Origin of the sequence: Litorimonas haliclonae (assembly GCF_965138505.1) — a bacterium.
In the GTDB taxonomy this organism is placed as follows: domain Bacteria; phylum Pseudomonadota; class Alphaproteobacteria; order Caulobacterales; family Maricaulaceae; genus Litorimonas; species Litorimonas haliclonae.
This window is the reverse complement of the sequence record NZ_CBCSCO010000001.1, coordinates 85,465-101,536: the sequence shown is the minus strand read 5'-3', so window position 1 is coordinate 101,536 and position 16,072 is coordinate 85,465. Positions and strand designations below refer to the sequence as shown.

Annotated in this window: 16 protein-coding genes and 1 other RNA gene; 6 read left to right on the top strand and 11 right to left on the bottom strand. The window is 50.9% G+C overall.

Going from position 1 to position 16,072, the window contains the following annotated elements:
* Nucleotides 1-33 precede the first annotated feature (33 nt).
* On the top strand, nt 34-1,263 hold the full coding sequence (locus ACNA05_RS00465; RefSeq protein ID WP_415809404.1) for an MFS transporter: 1,230 nt from the start codon (nt 34-36) through the stop codon (nt 1,261-1,263).
* On the opposite strand, the gene ACNA05_RS00460 is transcribed toward ACNA05_RS00465, so the two are convergent.
* A complete protein-coding gene (locus tag ACNA05_RS00460) occupies nt 1,260-3,083 on the bottom strand; it encodes an aminopeptidase P family protein (protein ID WP_415809403.1) in 1,824 nt (607 codons plus the stop codon). The two genes, ACNA05_RS00465 and ACNA05_RS00460, sit on opposite strands and share 4 nt — an antisense overlap.
* Before the next feature lie 132 nt (nt 3,084-3,215).
* Here ACNA05_RS00460 and ACNA05_RS00455 point away from each other — a divergent pair, with 132 nt between their 5' ends.
* Both ACNA05_RS00455 and ACNA05_RS00450 read left to right on the top strand, forming a co-directional pair.
* A complete protein-coding gene (locus ACNA05_RS00455) occupies nt 3,216-3,410 on the top strand; it encodes a hypothetical protein (protein ID WP_415809402.1) in 195 nt (64 codons plus the stop codon).
* A gap of 155 nt (nt 3,411-3,565) precedes the next feature.
* Complete coding sequence (locus tag ACNA05_RS00450) at nt 3,566-3,733, top strand: hypothetical protein (RefSeq protein WP_415809401.1); 168 nt, start codon at nt 3,566-3,568, stop codon at nt 3,731-3,733.
* Nucleotides 3,734-3,801: 68 nt separating this feature from the next.
* Here the strand turns inward: ACNA05_RS00450 and ACNA05_RS00445 are convergent, their stop codons facing one another.
* The 8 genes from ACNA05_RS00445 to ACNA05_RS00410 form a co-directional block, all read right to left on the bottom strand.
* The gene (locus ACNA05_RS00445; protein WP_415809400.1) at nt 3,802-4,650 is read right to left on the bottom strand and encodes a 50S ribosomal protein L11 methyltransferase; all 849 of its coding nucleotides are present in this window, start codon (nt 4,648-4,650) and stop codon (nt 3,802-3,804) included.
* Nucleotide 4,651: 1 nt separating this feature from the next.
* The gene (locus ACNA05_RS00440; protein ID WP_415809399.1) at nt 4,652-6,028 is read right to left on the bottom strand and encodes a hypothetical protein; all 1,377 of its coding nucleotides are present in this window, start codon (nt 6,026-6,028) and stop codon (nt 4,652-4,654) included.
* Between the two features lies 1 nt (nt 6,029).
* Complete coding sequence (locus tag ACNA05_RS00435) at nt 6,030-8,381, bottom strand: ATP-dependent helicase (RefSeq protein WP_415809398.1); 2,352 nt, start codon at nt 8,379-8,381, stop codon at nt 6,030-6,032.
* An 83-nt stretch (nt 8,382-8,464) separates the two neighbouring features.
* On the bottom strand, nt 8,465-8,869 hold the full coding sequence (locus tag ACNA05_RS00430) for an acyl-CoA thioesterase (RefSeq protein WP_415809397.1): 405 nt from the start codon (nt 8,867-8,869) through the stop codon (nt 8,465-8,467).
* Nucleotides 8,870-8,878: 9 nt separating this feature from the next.
* Nucleotides 8,879-9,103, bottom strand: coding sequence for a ribbon-helix-helix domain-containing protein (locus tag ACNA05_RS00425; protein WP_415809396.1), 225 nt, complete (start codon nt 9,101-9,103; stop codon nt 8,879-8,881).
* Nucleotides 9,093-9,299, bottom strand: a complete 207-nt coding sequence (locus ACNA05_RS00420; protein WP_415809395.1) for a DUF4169 family protein — start codon at nt 9,297-9,299, stop codon at nt 9,093-9,095. Before ACNA05_RS00420 ends, ACNA05_RS00425 begins: the two co-directional genes overlap by 11 nt.
* A gap of 1 nt (nt 9,300) precedes the next feature.
* Nucleotides 9,301-10,692, bottom strand: coding sequence for a class II fumarate hydratase (gene fumC, locus ACNA05_RS00415; RefSeq protein ID WP_415809394.1), 1,392 nt, complete (start codon nt 10,690-10,692; stop codon nt 9,301-9,303).
* Between the two features lie 115 nt (nt 10,693-10,807).
* Nucleotides 10,808-11,392 (bottom strand): SspB family protein, encoded by a 585-nt coding sequence (locus tag ACNA05_RS00410; RefSeq protein WP_415809393.1) that lies wholly within the window; start codon nt 11,390-11,392, stop codon nt 10,808-10,810.
* A 110-nt stretch (nt 11,393-11,502) separates the two neighbouring features.
* On the opposite strand from ACNA05_RS00410, the gene ACNA05_RS00405 reads away from it, so the two are divergent.
* Nucleotides 11,503-12,894, top strand: coding sequence for a cytochrome P450 (locus ACNA05_RS00405; protein ID WP_415809392.1), 1,392 nt, complete (start codon nt 11,503-11,505; stop codon nt 12,892-12,894).
* Nucleotides 12,895-12,912: 18 nt separating this feature from the next.
* Here ACNA05_RS00405 and ssrA read toward each other — a convergent pair.
* Both ssrA and ACNA05_RS00395 read right to left on the bottom strand, forming a co-directional pair.
* Nucleotides 12,913-13,272: a transfer-messenger RNA gene (gene ssrA, locus ACNA05_RS00400) on the bottom strand.
* 62 nt (nt 13,273-13,334) lie between these two features.
* Nucleotides 13,335-13,652 carry a DUF2853 family protein gene (locus ACNA05_RS00395; RefSeq protein WP_415809391.1) on the bottom strand — a complete coding sequence of 106 codons (318 nt, stop codon included), beginning with the start codon at nt 13,650-13,652 and terminating at the stop codon, nt 13,335-13,337.
* A gap of 224 nt (nt 13,653-13,876) precedes the next feature.
* On the opposite strand from ACNA05_RS00395, the gene ACNA05_RS00390 reads away from it, so the two are divergent.
* Nucleotides 13,877-14,926: a M20/M25/M40 family metallo-hydrolase gene (locus tag ACNA05_RS00390; RefSeq protein WP_415809390.1), complete on the top strand. Its 1,050-nt coding sequence runs from the start codon at nt 13,877-13,879 to the stop codon at nt 14,924-14,926.
* Nucleotides 14,926-16,068: a hypothetical protein gene (locus tag ACNA05_RS00385; protein ID WP_415809389.1), complete on the top strand. Its 1,143-nt coding sequence runs from the start codon at nt 14,926-14,928 to the stop codon at nt 16,066-16,068. Before ACNA05_RS00390 ends, ACNA05_RS00385 begins: the two co-directional genes overlap by 1 nt.
* The last annotated feature ends 4 nt before the right edge of the window (nt 16,069-16,072 follow it).

Below are 16,072 nucleotides of genomic sequence, written 5' to 3'. Positions count from 1 at the left end.
GCCTTTAAACGGCTCTCACTGCAAAGCCTAGTTATGCCAATACTTAGATTCTTTAAAGAGAATGCCCGTTGGGTTGTGGGCGGGTTTTTACTCACCTTTTTTTCCTCTTTCGGGCAGACGTTTTTCATTTCCCTTTCGGCGGGGGAAATCCGCGCTGAGTATGATCTGAGCCATGGTGACTTCGGGTTGATCTATATGATCGCCACATTAGGAAGTGCTTTGTCGCTCCCATGGGTCGGGAAAATCGTCGATTATTTTACTCCGGCGAAAGTGACTTTGATGATTGTACCGCTCCTAGCCCTTGGAGCCATTGGGATGACCTTTTCCTCCCATATTATTACCTTGGTTTTTGTCATCTATTTATTGCGGCTTTTTGGACAGGGGATGATGACCCAAAACGCTCTCACGGCGGCGGCGCGGTGGTTTACGGCAAGTCGCGGGCGAGCCGTCTCTTTAGTAACCCTCGGTCATAATGCCGGAGAAGCGGTTCTGCCCGTGCTCTTTGTCGTTACGGTCAGTTGGGTGGGCTGGCGCTATAGCTGGCTCTTGGCGGCGATTGCGCTGCTCGTATTTGCCCTGCCTATCATCGCTGTTCTGGTTTCTAAAAACAGAGAACCTCGGGCCGATGATCCAATACCCCTCGTCACGGATGGCCGCGATTGGACCCGCCCGGAAGTCATACGTGATCCGCTTTTCTGGATTGTACTTTTAGGCATGCTGGCTCCGGCTTTTATCGGCACGACCGTGTTTTTCCATCAAGTCTATTTGGTGGAATTGCGGGAATGGTCCATGCCCGCCTTTGCCTCGGCCTTTTCACTGATGGCCGTCTCTACCATTATTTTTACGCTGATATCGGGCGCTTTGGTTGACCGATTTTCAGCGATAAGGCTTTTGCCAAGTTTTCTTATCCCCTTATCGCTGTCCTGTTTTGTGTTGGGCGGATTTGAGGCGCAGTGGTCAGCCTTTGCCTTTATGTCTTTAATGGGAATTTCTTACGGTTTCTCTTCCACGCTGATGGGAACAATTTGGCCAGAGCTTTACGGCACCAAACATCTAGGCTCCATCCGCGCCATAATTGTGTCGATGATGGTATTTTGTACCGCCGCCGGCCCCGGACTGACCGGGTGGCTGATAGATATCGGTGTCTCTTATCCCAAACAGATTACGGCAATGGGTGTTTATTGCGTCTGCGCCTGCATCATGATGGTGTTCATCTCCAAGGCCTTCCAGAAGCGAAAAACCTTGGAGCTGGAGAAGAGTTAGAGCGGGGCGCAGGCTTTTTCGAGCCAGCTTTTGATCTCGCCCTCAAATTTCGGTCCGATTTCTTTGAGAATTTCGGCGTGATACTCGTCGACATATTGCCGCTCTGCCTTATTGAGCAGATCCAGATCGATTAGGTCGCGATGGATAGGTGCCATAGTGAGCGTTTTAAATCCCATCATGGGCCGTTCACCTCCCGCAATCTCCTCCGGCGGCAAGACAAATTGCAGGTTCTCAATACGAATTCCGTATTCGCCGGTCTTATAATATCCGGGCTCGTTCGAAACGATCATACCGGGTTGAAGCGCGATTGTGTTTGAGGCCTTGGAGATGCGCTGCGGGCCCTCGTGAACGCCCAGGAACGACCCGACGCCGTGGCCTGTGCCGTGATCATAATCGAGACCTACCTGCCAGAGAGGCGCTCGGGCAAAACCGTCCAGGGCCGGGCCTGTCGTGCCTTCGGGGAAACGAATTGTCGCCAGCGCGATATGACCTTGCAGGACGCGGGTGAAACGATCGCGCATTTCATCTGTTGGTTTGCCAATGGGGACGGTGCGGGTTATGTCCGTCGTGCCGTCTTGATATTGACCGCCGCTATCAACCAGATAGAGCGAATTTGGTTTAAGCGGCAAGACCGTTGAAACACTGACCCGGTAATGACAAAGCGCGCCATTTGCTCCCGCGCCGGAAATGGTTTCAAAGCTTAAATCCTTGAGGCCGTCATTTTCGTGGCGGAACATCTCAAGCTTTGTCGCGGCTGAAATCTCGTCATATTCACCGGACTGGGCTTCGGTATCGAGCCAATGCAGGAATTTTATGATCGCCACGGCGTCGCGTTTATGCGCCGTTGCAGAGCCTTCCAGCTCGGCCTGTGTTTTAGTGGCTTTGGGCAGGGCGACAACATCCATTGCCTTTTTGACATTGGCGCCGGAGCTTGAGGCCGTCTCGAAATGCCAAGCTGAGGCGGAGTTTGGATCCATTAAGACGGTTTTACCGGATAGACCTTGCAGCGCGGTCTCCAAATCGCCCTCGCCTTGGATAGCGACTTCATTGCGAAGATGCTGACTAATTTCGGAGGAGATTTTTTCTGACCGAACGAAGAGGTCCACATGACCGTCCTTGCGGATAATAGCTGTCGAAAGGGGCAGGGGAGTACACTGTACATCCCCGCCGCGAATATTTAACAGCCACGCGATCGAGGCGGGCGCTGTAATCAAGGCGTAATCGGCATTCTTCTCCTGAAGGATTTCAGCAATCTCCTCGCGCTTTTTAGCATGAGATTTCCCGGCGAGATTTTCGGGCTGAATGGTGATGGGCGTTAGCGGCATAGGCGGGCGGTCCGTCCAAGCGACATCAATCGGGTTGGGTTCCATGGCTTTTGCGGTGCCGCCTGCAAGCTCAATCGCTTCGACTAGCTGCGCCAGTGCTGACGGACTGTGGAGCTTGGGGTCATATCCAATAACCTGTCCGGCTTTTACATTGCTCCGTAGCCATTTGGCGACGCCGTCTTCGAGACGTTCATAGTCGAAAAGGTCTTTGTCTACCTGTTGCTTAATCTGAATAACGTAGCGTCCGTCAACGAACATGGCGGCTTTGTCTTGCATGACAACCGCGGCGCCGGCAGAGCCCGTAAATCCGCTAAGCCATTGCAGGCGGTCCGTCGAGGCGGGGAGGTATTCGTTCTGATATTCATCTTCATGCGGGACAATAAAACCGTCTAGTTTTTGCTTTTTCAATGCCGCCTGAAGGATGGGGAGATTCTTGCGGCCATAGTCCGGACCGCCTTTAACTTCGAAGTTTTGGAAGAGGGTAATATCGTTCATGTTTCTGTGTCCATTCCGTCAAAAATAATATGTGAAATACGTGTTATGGGGGAACAGGTCGCATTTCTTCGCGTTCTGTGCTATAACGTAATCCATCAAGCCAATCGTTTGAAGGAGTTAATGGAGTCTAAGGTGTCACAAAAACTGTTTAACCTTAACATCAATTTCTTCCGCTCAAATGCTCAAGCGGAAGATACCGTCATACTGGAATCGGGTTCGGAGCTTGATTCCGAAGAGACCGAAATCGAGCCTGCCGCCGATATTCTCGAATTCTCCTATCCTCCGGAAAGCCCTTTTTACAGAGAGGAGCCTCGTAAACGCGCTTAAAGGACTTGCCACGCATATGCGGGTAAGAAGTCATTAACCAGCCTTGCAATTCTGCATATCAGCTTGGGCGACACTGTCTGTTCTCAGATTTAGAAAAATATTTATATACCTCCTCAAGCAGAACGAAGACGTTACTGCGAATTAGAGGTAAGACAATGACTACTGAGTTTAACGGAACAGAATTTATGAGCCTTGATACGCGGACATTCCGTCCGACGTTCGAAGGGGCTCAAGCCCGTCGTCCACAGACACAAGGCACAACAGGAAGCCTGATCGGACGCCGCAATGCGCGCCGCGATCGCCGCGCTAATCGCGCTCTCTAGTCATAGGACTAGAGAACTAGCGATTTATAAGAGCTCCGGTCTCCCCCTAGACCGGGGCTCTTTTTTTTTTAAGATTTCTTGACAGCGAGAAGAGACGTCCACTCGTCCAGCGTTGTCCCGGGTTCTATAATGAAGCCTGCCGCCTCGAAAGCATTTGAAACGGATTTTGCCTGCTCGTTCAAAATTCCGGACAAAATCACTTTCCCGTTTGCGGCGGCGGCTTTGTATATATCCGGCGCAAGCCCCATCAACGGACCGGCTAGTATATTGGCGAAGATGAGGTTGAATTGTTTATTTAGCAGAGAGGGCGTTTCAAAACCGTCCGCTTGAACCACGTTCAGTTTTTCTCCGGCTTCGTTCAATCTTGCGTTTTCGAGGGTGACGTCCACGGCGTCCTGATCAATATCACTGGCGAGTATGTCCGCCTCGGGCAGGACTTTCGCCGCAGCAATAGCCAAGACCCCGGCCCCGCACCCTAAATCTAGAACACCGGCAGGGGTGAAACCCTCTAAGAGTAACTTATCAAAAATAACGAGACAGCCTTTGGTCGTGCCGTGATGGCCTGTCCCAAACGCCATGCCCGCGTCTATCAGGATGGGGTGTTTTATCTCGGCGGGAATATTATCCTTTTCATGGGATCCATAAACGAAGAAGCGCCCCGCCCTGACGGCCGGAAGGCCGGACTGAACTTCGCTAACCCAGTCTTTATCGATGATGGCTGAGACTTCTCCGCCGCAACTCGCCTGCGCGGTTAAAGCCTCAGTCTCTGTAAGATAAATAGCTTCGACAAGTTTTTGCTCGCCTTGGTCGAAAAGAGAAACGGACTGCGCTTCACTTTTATCCAAAAAACCTAATGTCTCGGCAATCTCAAACGCTGTTTCTTCGTCGGTTAAAAGCTCTAATTTCCAAAGTGACATATCATTTTTTCTTCAGGGGAGGGCCAACAAGGTCTGCGATACAACCTGCTGTCCGCAATTGCCCGTTTTGAGCGCCGCAAACCATATACCTCATTAATTCCGGTTGGGCGGAGTGGCCATTATGGGCTCTCAGCGGATCCACCAAACCTTTGACCAATGGGATGAGAGGATTGGCAAACTCGACCCGCATATCAATCATGTTGAAACCCACCATGGAAACAATATCGTCGGAAATATCACGTTTGTCGTTTCCTACAAAGACGCTGTGACGTTCGCCATTGTCCATCAAGCTCCGGTAATAGGGAACAAGCTCATAGCTTAGAAAATCATTTACTTCGGAAAAGGCTACAATCGTCGGTCGCTCTTCTGGCGCCATATATGGCGGGACCTTGGGTTTCTCACTGCTCAAATCGGATAGGTTTAACAAAGCAACTTGATTGGCAAGCATAATGAATTCGGTGTTTTCAATCATCGCGTCGTGAACAGTATCTTTTTCATCGGTCATGACATTTCGCATGATATCAAAGGCAATTTTGCTGCCCAGGCTCTCCGTTACGAAAACAAATTGATCCGTTTCGACTGAGGTCTCATTCGCAATCTGGCAAATCTCTTCAGCGGTGACGCGCTTGCCCTGTTCCTTAAATTCATATCCACCGGCATCAAGATTGGCGCTGCACATCGCCCCGTAAATAGCCTCTCGGATTTCTTCTCCGACTGGGCCGAGATATAATACGGCGTCGGAAAAGCCGAAATTGATGAGCTTATCCTTCAAATAGCTATTATATTTCCGGCGCAGAGCGGCGACGCCGTCTTCTTTCAGGTGATCATCAAATCCAACATGCGGCTCCTGAAGACTTTGCCAGAAAATTTCATCCCAGAAGACCCGATAAATCACATATTCCAAGTCATCGCTGACATTCAAAACCTGCCGGTCAAGGCAGACCAAATCATCCAGGGAGAGGTCGATCCCTGGCAGAGCCGTATGGTAACGCCTTGGCGTTTCTTCTTTGATATATATGTGATTGTTAAGTTTGGTTTCTTCCTCGGTCGTGTCCCGGCCGCAAAGGCTGCTAACGGCTTTATCATCCAGCTCAAGATTATAAGCATTGGCCAAACCTTTGATGAATTCATTTGCCAAGGGTTTGTCATCCGGGTTTTCAATCCAGCCAATGCCGTGCAGGTAAATGATATTGACGCGATTTCCGGGTTTATTGTCATAACCCGTGGCGAGCGCTTCGAGGCCTCGAAAGGTACCATCATTATAGTTCTCTGATGTCAGGGAATTGATGCTTAAGACCCGTGTATCCGTGGAGGCACAGCCGCTCACACCCATGGCCGCCAATGAAAGCCACATTAGTCCTGATTTTAAAAAATTCATTTTAAGCCCGTTCTACGAATCCGTCTAAAACCTTCTTCTCGCCCGCTTTTTCGAAGGCGACCATGAGTTTATTACCGTCAGCAGAGGCAATACGTCCATAGCCAAATTTTTGGTGGAAGATTCGGTCGCCGACCTTGAACGCGCTGGTTGGTTTTTTGGCGGGTCTGCGTATTGCATGGCCTTCAATTTCCTTCGGGGCACGGCCAAAGTTTTTATTCTTATTAGCCTGATAGCGCTGCCAACCCGGCGAATCCCGGTCGCTCTTGGCGCGCTCAAAGCTAGAGGAAAAGTCGCTGGCAATCTGTCGGGCCACCGCGCTTCCGTGCTGCTGGCTCTGCTCACTTTCGGCCTCGACATGTTGAACCGGGAGTTCGTCGATAAAGCGTGATGGGACGCTGGATTGCCACGACCCGTAAACTTGTCGGTTGGCGGCAAAGTAGATTTTGGCCTTTTCCCGCGCACGCGTTATCCCGACATAGGCCAGGCGGCGTTCCTCTTCGAGACCTGCGAGGCCGTTTTCATCCATGCTTTTTTGGCTCGGAAAGACGCCTTCTTCCCATCCGGGGAGGAAGACGAGCGGAAATTCAAGACCTTTGGCAGAATGTAGTGTCATCAAAGAGATTTCGTCTTCTTGTGGCCCTCGGTCGACATCCAAAACTAGGCTCACATGTTCGAGATAGGCGTCAAGCGTTTCAAACTCGTCCATCGCTTGAATGAGTTCTTTCAAATTTTCGAGTCGCCCAGCGGACTTCGCGTCTTTACTATCGCGCCACATTTGTGTGTAGCCGCTTTCATCCAAGATTTTCTCAGCCATTTCGGTATGGCGAATATCTCTGGCTTCTTGGCGCCAACGATCTATGTCCAAAATAAAGGCGCGAAGGGCTGTGCGAGCTTTGCCTCTAATCTCATCCGTTTTCGTAAGCTCGCGTGTGGTCGCTTCGAGGCTAATCCCCATAGACCGGGCAGCGGTCTGAAGCTTTTGAATTGTGGTCGCCCCAATGCCGCGTTTTGGGGTATTGACGATGCGCTCAAACGCAAGGTCGTCCGTGTCGGACTTCAACACGCGCAAATAAGCATGAGCGTCGCGGATTTCGGCGCGTTCGAAAAAGCGTGGCCCGCCAATGACGCGGTAAGGCAGGCCGAGCTGAATAAAGCGTTCTTCGAAGCTTCGCATTTGGCGGGAGGCGCGTACCAAAATGGCAACATCGTTATACGGACGGTTCTGTGACCGCCAATTTTCGATTTCACCCGAAATGATACGGGCTTCGGCGGGGGCGTCCCAGACGCCTGTCACGCTGACTTTGTGCCCGCCCTCATCTTCGGTCCAGAGCGTTTTGCCCAAGCGGTCCTGATTAGACGCAATAAGGCCCGAGGCCGCTCCGAGAATATGCTCTGTTGAGCGGTAATTACGCTCCAGTTTGACCACTTTAGCGCCAGGAAAGTCTTTCTCAAACCGCAGGATATTATCGACTTCGGCCCCGCGCCAACCATAGATAGACTGGTCGTCATCTCCGACGACGCAAATATTCTCTGAACCCTGGGCCAAAAGACGAAGCCAGAGATATTGGCAGACATTGGTGTCCTGATACTCATCCACGAGAAGGTATCGAAATTTCTGATGATACTTTGTTAGAATTTCAGGATTTTCCGTGAACAGGGTCAGGTTGTGCAGAAGTAAGTCGCCGAAATCACAGGCGTTCAAAACTCTCAATCGCTCTTGGTATGTTTTGTAGAGTTCGGCCCCTTTGCCGTCGGCGAATTTATAGCTCTGTTTGGAATTTATTTTTTCCGGGGTCAGGCCTTTATTCTTCCAACTATCAATCAAAGCGACGAGGTACCGGGCCGTCCAGCGTTTCTCATCAATATCGGCCGCTTTGATAACTTGTTTTAAAAGACGTATCTGATCATCCGTATCCAGTATCGTAAATCCGGATTTGAGGCCGACCAATTCGGCGTGAATACGCAGGATTTTGGCGGCGATAGAGTGGAAGGTACCGAGCCAAGGCAGGCCCTCCACCTGCTCTCCGAGTAACTTCCCGACGCGGTGGCGCATTTCCCGCGCCGCTTTATTGGTAAAAGTCACGGATAGGATCTGACTGGGGTAAGCGCGGCCCGTCGTCAGAATATGGGCCAGGCGACAGGTCAAAACCCGCGTTTTCCCCGTTCCAGCGCCGGCGAGAACAAGTAAGGGGCCGTCCAGAGCGAGCACCGCTTCTTTTTGTTCTGGGTTTAGGCCGTCGAGGTAATCCGCTTTTTCAGCATTCCCAAATTGGCGTACAGGCATAGCCTGCTCGGAAATTGAGCGTCCGGTGGGCCGGGGCGGGGCGGGTTGGAAGGAATCAGCGGCAGACATGGGCGGAACATAGGGGCAACAATTCACTTTGGCTATGGGCGAACTGTCCCGATGTCATAGCGAGTAGGGGGTCAGCCGTGGAGTTATTGTGATTTTCTTTTATACTTGCCGTGGCGGACAGGCCTTCCGTCATCATCAACATTCACAAAAACAATTTCGTCAATCGAGACGATTTCCTGCTGAGTGGTTTTTATCCGAACATGACAGCGCACGGTTATAGTGGACCGGCCCACGGCGACGGTCTCCGCCCCAATTTCAATCACATCTCCTTGCCGGGCCGGTGCGAGAAAGTTCAGCTCTGACATAGATTTTGTGACGAGTGTTTGGGTTTCCATCTGGCAGGCAGCGTAAACACCGCATTCTTCGTCAATCCATTCCAAAAGACGTCCGCCGAAAAGCGTATTTCGGGAGTTAAGGTCTCCCGGTTTGACGACTTTTCGAGTGCGGTAAATCAGAGCCATGGTCAGACATTCCTTAATTCCCGGCATATATGCAAGTCATTGCTCAGTCATAACCGATTTTAAAACCCAGACGCGCAAATAAGAGGCAAGATTTTGATTGGACGTCTCTTCCAGTCGTTTGTCATCCAACTCCCGGATGAAACGGGCAAAGCTCTGCCCGCTATTTTTAAGATGAGCGTCAATGACGGCCCAGAACTCTTCCTCTAGGGCGAGGGAGGTCTGATGCCCGTAAAGCGAAACAGAGCGCTTTTTAAGACTCATCCTTATCCTTTTTAACGGATTTTTCGATTTTATGCGCGTCTAGCTTGCTCTGGAGCTTTTCCGTCAGCTTTGCTTTCAGGGTCTTCTGATCTTTTTTCTGACCAAAGCGCGCTCGGTTCTCGGCTGCTTGTTTCTCTTTTTTAGAGCGCTTAACGGCTTTCGCTGCCTTGCCAAATTTTATGACATTGTCTGACATATCAACGCGGCTTGATCATCAGCTCAGGACGGACAACTTTGTCGAATTCTTCCTCTGTGACAAATCCGAGATTGACCGCTTCTTCGCGCAGGGTCGTGCCGTTCTTATGAGCCGTCTTGGCGACTTTGGTCGCATTGTCATAGCCGATCGTCGGGGCGAGGGCGGTCACGAGCATAAGCGAACGACCCAACAGGTCTTCGATACGGTCTTCATTCGCCTCAATACCGACGACGCATTTATCCGCAAAACTGACGGATGCATCAGAGAGAAGCTGGATGGATTGTAGCATATTATAGGCCATCACTGGCTTATAGACATTGAGTTCAAAGTGCCCCTGAGAGCCGGCAATGCTCATTGTCGTTTGGTTGCCCATAACTTGCGTGCAGACCATGGTGAGAGCTTCGCACTGCGTTGGGTTAACTTTACCCGGCATGATGGAAGACCCCGGTTCATTTTCCGGTAGAGATAATTCTCCGAGTCCAGAACGAGGGCCAGAGCCGAGGAAACGGATGTCGTTGGCAATCTTGAACAATGAGGCGGCGACAGTGTTCAAAGCTCCATGAGCCGAGACGAAGGCGTCGTGTGCGGCCAAAGCTTCGAATTTATTTTCAGCCGTTATGAAAGGGAGCTTCGTGTAATTCGCCACTTCTTCGGCAAAAGCCTTAGCAAAGCCAGGTTTTGCATTGAGACCAGTTCCAACAGCCGTTCCCCCCTGTGCAAGAGGGTAAAGTTCTTTAAGCCCGTTTTCGACGCGCTTTATACCCAGATCAATTTGGGCCACATAGCCGGAAAATTCCTGTCCCAATGTAATCGGCGTCGCGTCCTGGGTGTGAGTTCGGCCAATTTTGATGATATCTTTAAACTCATTGGCTTTATCGTTCAGCGCATTACGAAGCTGCTGCAGAGCGGGAAGGAGCTTATGATGAATTTCCTCAGCGGCGGCGATGTGCATAGCTGTGGGGAAGGTGTCGTTGGAAGACTGGCTGCGGTTGACGTGATCATTTGGGTGAACCGGGTCTTTGGAGCCAATTTCGCCGCCCATGATTTCAATCGCGCGGTTAGAGATAACCTCATTTGAATTCATATTGGACTGAGTGCCTGACCCTGTTTGCCAAACCGAAAGCGGGAAATTGTCATTGAGTTTGCCTTCGGCGACATCGGAGGCCGCCTCAACAATGGCCTTGGCGCGTTTGTCGTCCAAATTATCAAGAGACTTATTGGCGAGGGCGGCGGAGCGTTTGATGACGCCGAGCGCGCGGATAATGGCCGGCGCCATCGTCTCAATTCCAATTGGGAAATTGATCAGCGAACGGGCCGTTTGTGCGCCGTAATATTTGTCTGAAGGAACTTCAAGGGGCCCGAAACTGTCTGTTTCAGTTCTCATGTCAGTCATTTTTTGCCTCAAAAATCTATAGGGGAACTTTTCCCGGATTTAATCCTGGGTGTGCCAGTGATAGGTTCCATAATTGTAAGGAGGTTCCGGCTCAAGGCCAGGAACAAAGAAATCATTATTTCTTACGGAAAGCATCCAAGCTGACAACATTAGCTTCGTCTTCGCCTTCTTTGTCGCTCTTATCTTTTTCAGCGTCGGCTTTATCCGATGATTTTTTGGATTTGTTTTTGGCGGCCGGTGTCTCTTTTAACGCGTCTTCCAACTTGGTGGTCGCCTCCGCGTCGCCTTCATCAGGGACAGGGCGTAATTTGCCAACAGCATTTGCCGCGGGATCAAGCTCGACGGGTGGATCGAATTGCAGAGCAAAACCTACGCTTGGATCATGGAAGCGAGAAATGGCGTGATAAGGCACTTTCAGATATTTCGGAATGCCGCCAAATTTCAGCGTGACTTCGAACTCGTCCGAATAGGCGTTCAGATCCCAGAACTGGTGTTCCAGAACTATCGTGATCTCTTCGGGGTATTTACTCGCCAGACCCTCATCGATCTCAACACCTGGGTAACGGGTCAGAAAGGTGATGTAAAAATGATGCGCTCCGGGCAGGCCGTCTTCGCGAATAACGCGCCGAATAGCGTCCCGTACCACACCCCGCAAAGCGAGCTGTGTCATCTGATCATAATTCATCAGGTCTTGACTCATATTCATACCCTAGACTTCTACCGTAAAATATCAACTGACGTTTCGCCGTCGACTGAAACTTTCTTATCTCTTTACAGTGCCCATACATCCTGTTGAAACGTAGTTATACCATGGCCAACAGTCATTCTGATATCTCTGCCCGATATGACGGGCGAGGGCGTTTCGTCCCGCCTCATGCCAAACCGCTCTCGGGCCGCGAAGGGTTTTTTAAAAGAACTTGGACGTTCTTGCGTAATCCAATCGAAGGGTTTGGCCCTATGGTGTATAATCAGCCAATTGTGAGTGTGCCCAATTTTGGCAAGAAACTCCATGTCATTTCCGATCCCGAAGGCATGATGGCAGTTTTAGCCAAAGAGGCGAATAAATTCACGAAAACAGCTATTGATGCCCGCATTTTGGGCCCCGCGACAAAAGAAGGGTTGCTTTCCGTCCATGGCGAGCAATGGAAACGACAGCGCAAAAGCGTCGCGCCGCTGTTTCGCAAACGCCACATGGAGGACTTGGCCCCGCTGATAACTGAAGTCCTTCACAGTTTTTGCAAGAAAGTGAATGCGGAGCCGGAGCTGGATTTGAATGCCGCTATGGCGGAACTCACCTTTGACGTTTTGGCGAGAGCCCTGCTCGGCGATCCGAAGGGACTCGATAAAGACCGTCTCAAATTTGCGACACGTAATGTTGTCACGAGTGCCGGAACGCTTCGCCCTGACGATTTGATACCGTGGCCAAGATGGGTGCCGCGTCCAATAACCCCTAAAGGCTCCGCCGCGCTGAGGCGATTGAAACGGGCGGCAGACGGGCTCTTGGCGGAGCGAACAAAGCACCCGGTCGAAGATGATCTTATCAGCCTCCTTATTGCGGCTAAAGATCCGAAAACGGGCGAGGGGCTATCGGCGAGAGAGCAGGGCGATAATATAATCGGCTTCTTTATCGCGGGGCATGAAACCACGGCGCTGACCTTGACTTGGGCGCTCTTTTTAGTGGGCAGTCACGCAGAAACCGCCCGGCGCATCCGAGACGAGGTCTTGTCCGTCTGCGGAGAAGGAGACGTCCTATTCGACCATATAGAGAAGCTGACCTTTACCCAGGCGGTGATCGACGAAACCATGCGGCTTTATCCGCCTGCGCCGATGCTCAATCGTGAATGCCATGAAGAAACGGAAATACACGGGCGAAAGATTGAGGCCGGGGACACGTTTTTGCTCTGCAACTATGTGATGCACCGAACCGAACGGCTTTGGGACAATCCGCTCACCTTTGACCCTGACCGTTTCCTTCGCAATCCATCTTTGAAATCCAAAGGGTCTGCTTTTATGCCCTTTGGCGCGGGGCCGAGAATATGCGTCGGCGCGGCCTTTGCGACGATGGAGGCCGTTATGGCGCTTGCAACCTTAGTGCGGGATTACGAAATTGAACTGCCGGGGGATTGTTACCCGAGGCCGCTGATGACGGTTACGCTCAGGCCAGAAGGCGGCATACCTGCGCGGTTAATCAAGAGAACGTGAAGGGCTATGCTGAATAAAAGTGGGAGGTTTCTGTTGCCAGCTACCTCCCGAAGCCCGCCTAACCGTCTGAAGGGCTAGGAGTTAAAGTCGGAATGTCCGAACTGCTTACGCAGCTAGGGCAAATTCCTCAGAATAATTGTCATTAGCAATTATAATAAATAGGCATTTAACGGTACCCATACGGAAGAAAGCTAACCCTTTTGAACGTCTGTCGATCCTATTTCGGCCCCATCAAAAGCCTTCACCGGGGTAAAGGTTTATGGTGGAGCCGCCGGGTACCGCCCCCGGGTCCAGTCCGTCTATTATGAGCGCGTTTATCCTCATAGTCGGCAAGCCGACACACACAATATAGGCACGAAGCGTTAAAGTTCCAATATGTATTCTAAAATAAAAAAACCGCGTCGAAAACGCGGTTTCCTTATAGTCACAATTTTCAGGCTTTATAAATCGCCCAGTTTTCCGGCGCTTTTCGCCAAAAGATAGAGAAATGTAACGCGAGACTTTTGATTGTCGCCTTTCATCGTATCGCAAACGGAGTCAATCGCCTGGCTTGCCGGGCCAGCTTCCATGCCAAGCTTCTTTTTCGCAAAGCCGTCACGGACTCGGTTTTTTTCAGTTTCATCTGAACAGGAGACCAAAGAGGAGTCCCGGTTTTGCAACGCAATTCCGCAATAATTGACAATTTTTTGAACGTGAGCTTCTTCTGCGCCTGCGTCGTATCGCTTCACATCGTCTATATAATCTGCTGCTTTGGCCATCGGGTCGTCCTCCTTGAGTGATGATATTTATGGTAAATGAAAAGTTAACGGCCCTGCAAGTGGAAAAATTTGGCATTTTTATTACGTCCTTCACAGGACTTCCATTGCGTTCCTTAAGTTTGGATTACATAAGCGTTTGGGGGCGATGATTTCGGGGAAGGAAGTTAGTCATTCCAAACGTTGCGCACAAGAATCTGAAAACAACGCTCTCCATTCTGACGGAGTTGGTTGGATTTGATACTCGGAACGGAACGGGGGACGAGCCGGCATGTGTCGATTGGCTTGCTCAGCAGCTCGGCCAATTTAACCCTGATAAGCTGGTAACCCAAAGAGTCCCTCGGAAGCATGGAAAGCCCGACAGTGCTTATGTCCTGGCTGTGTGGGGAGAGCCAAAACTTGTTCTGAATGTTCACATTGATACCGTGCCGAGCGGGAAGGGCTGGCTTGCCGACCCGCTTATTCTCCGAAGAGAAGAGGATCGAGTCATAGGTCTGGGCGCCTGCGATATTAAAGGCGCAGCCGCTTGCATCCTCTCGGCTCTGACCCGGGTCAAACCGCAAAATGTCGCCGTTTTACTCTCAGGCGACGAGGAGCAAGGCAGTGAGATCATGCCGGAAGTTATCAAAGCGGGTCATTTGGACGGCGTTGAAGCCGCAATTGTGTGTGAGCCAACGGGCTGCCAGGTCGGCAAACGCCATAGAGGAATGCTTGCCTTGAAGGCAGAGTTTTCAGGGCCGGGCGGGCACAGCTCTCTGGCCGATGAAATAGACGCACCTCTCTTAAAGGCTGCCCGACTTGCCGATGCGATAGGGAAATACGGCGAAAACCATCTGGATTTTGGCACGCCGCCCTATCAGGGCCTTTGCACCAATATTGGCGGTGTAAATTCTGATGGCGCGTATAACGTCATCCCCACATCCGCGAGCCTGCAATTTTCTATGCGGCCGCCGCCGGGTGATGACGTCAGCAAGCGAGAGGCGGACTTGCATGACATCGCGGCTCAGCGTGGAGCGAACTGTGAAACTCTGGTCGCTTTCGAACCGTTCGCGACAAAAGATATAGAGGCTTTCAAATTTCTTTTCGCCTCTCATGATTTTGTCGATTTGCCCTATTGGACAGAGGCCGCCATGGTGTCCGCTGCGGGAATAAATGCCGTCGTTTTCGGCCCCGGCTATATAGAGCAAGCCCACCAACCCGAAGAATGGGTCAGCTACGCACAACTCGAAACAGCGACGAAACTATATGAAGCCGCTTTGTCGAAAGGATTGGCATAATGAGCCGGACAAGCGTCAGAGAAACTGTCCTCTCCAGCCTGTCAGCGATTGGAGCGAACCGCGAAGCGCAATTTTATGCGGAGCTCTTTTCTCAACAAGAGCCTGAAAAGTTTGCGCTCATTGTCATTGATCCGCGCTGTTTGAAAAACCCTTTGCTTGAAACACTTATCGGCAATCTCAAATTACTTGCCAATCTGGGGCTTACGCCGATTTTGCTGGTTGGAGCGTTCGATGAGGACAGAACAACCGTCACATTTCAATCACAACGCGTTGCAAAAGAATTAGAACAAACCTCGGTTCGAACGTCCAAACTGAACACCGCGACTTACGCTCTAATTCCTGAAATAAGATCTAAAACGCAATCGGGGCTCATCCCGATCCTCGAAATGACGGAAAGACGCGGAGACATGAACCTCGTTCGCCTGGTCAATGAAATCAATCCGAATAAAGTCATTTTTCTTCAGCCCTCGGGCGGACTTGGAATTGATGGGGAGCGCGTTCGAAACCTAAGCATGAGCAATGTGGCAGATTTGATTGTTAACGGGCGTAACCTTACGCCGGGACAACATCGGTTTTTGAGTTTCGTTCAGGATTTGGACGAGGCGCAGCCCGGGCAGCGCGCTTATATCATTGCGTCGCCGCTCAATCTTTTGCCAGAGCTCTTCACAACGAAAGGGTCCGGCACGCTGATAAAGAGACAAGCCGAAATTATCAGCGCAACGAATTATAAAAAACTGGATACGCAGAGGCTGGCGCAATCCATTAACACGGCTTTTGGCAAGACTTTGCAGACTGAATTTTTTGCAGGCCCTATCTCGAAGGTTTTCGTTGAAAAGAATTATAAAGGCGGCGCCATATTCACAGAACAGGACGGCCTGACCTATCTGTCAAAATTTTGGGTCAGCAAAGAAGCGCAAGGTGAGGGGCTAGCGCGCGACCTATGGGACTGCTTCACGCAAGATATTTCTGTCTTTCACTGGAGATCGAGGCTTAAAAACCCTTTTAATGATTGGTACATGAAAAATTGTGATGGAATGCAAAAGAAAGATGACTGGCGCGTGTTCTGGAACGGGATTGAACCCGAAGGAGTTGCAAAAGCAGTTGTAACAGCGTTGCAAGCGCCGGAAGATTTTACGGAATAAAGAT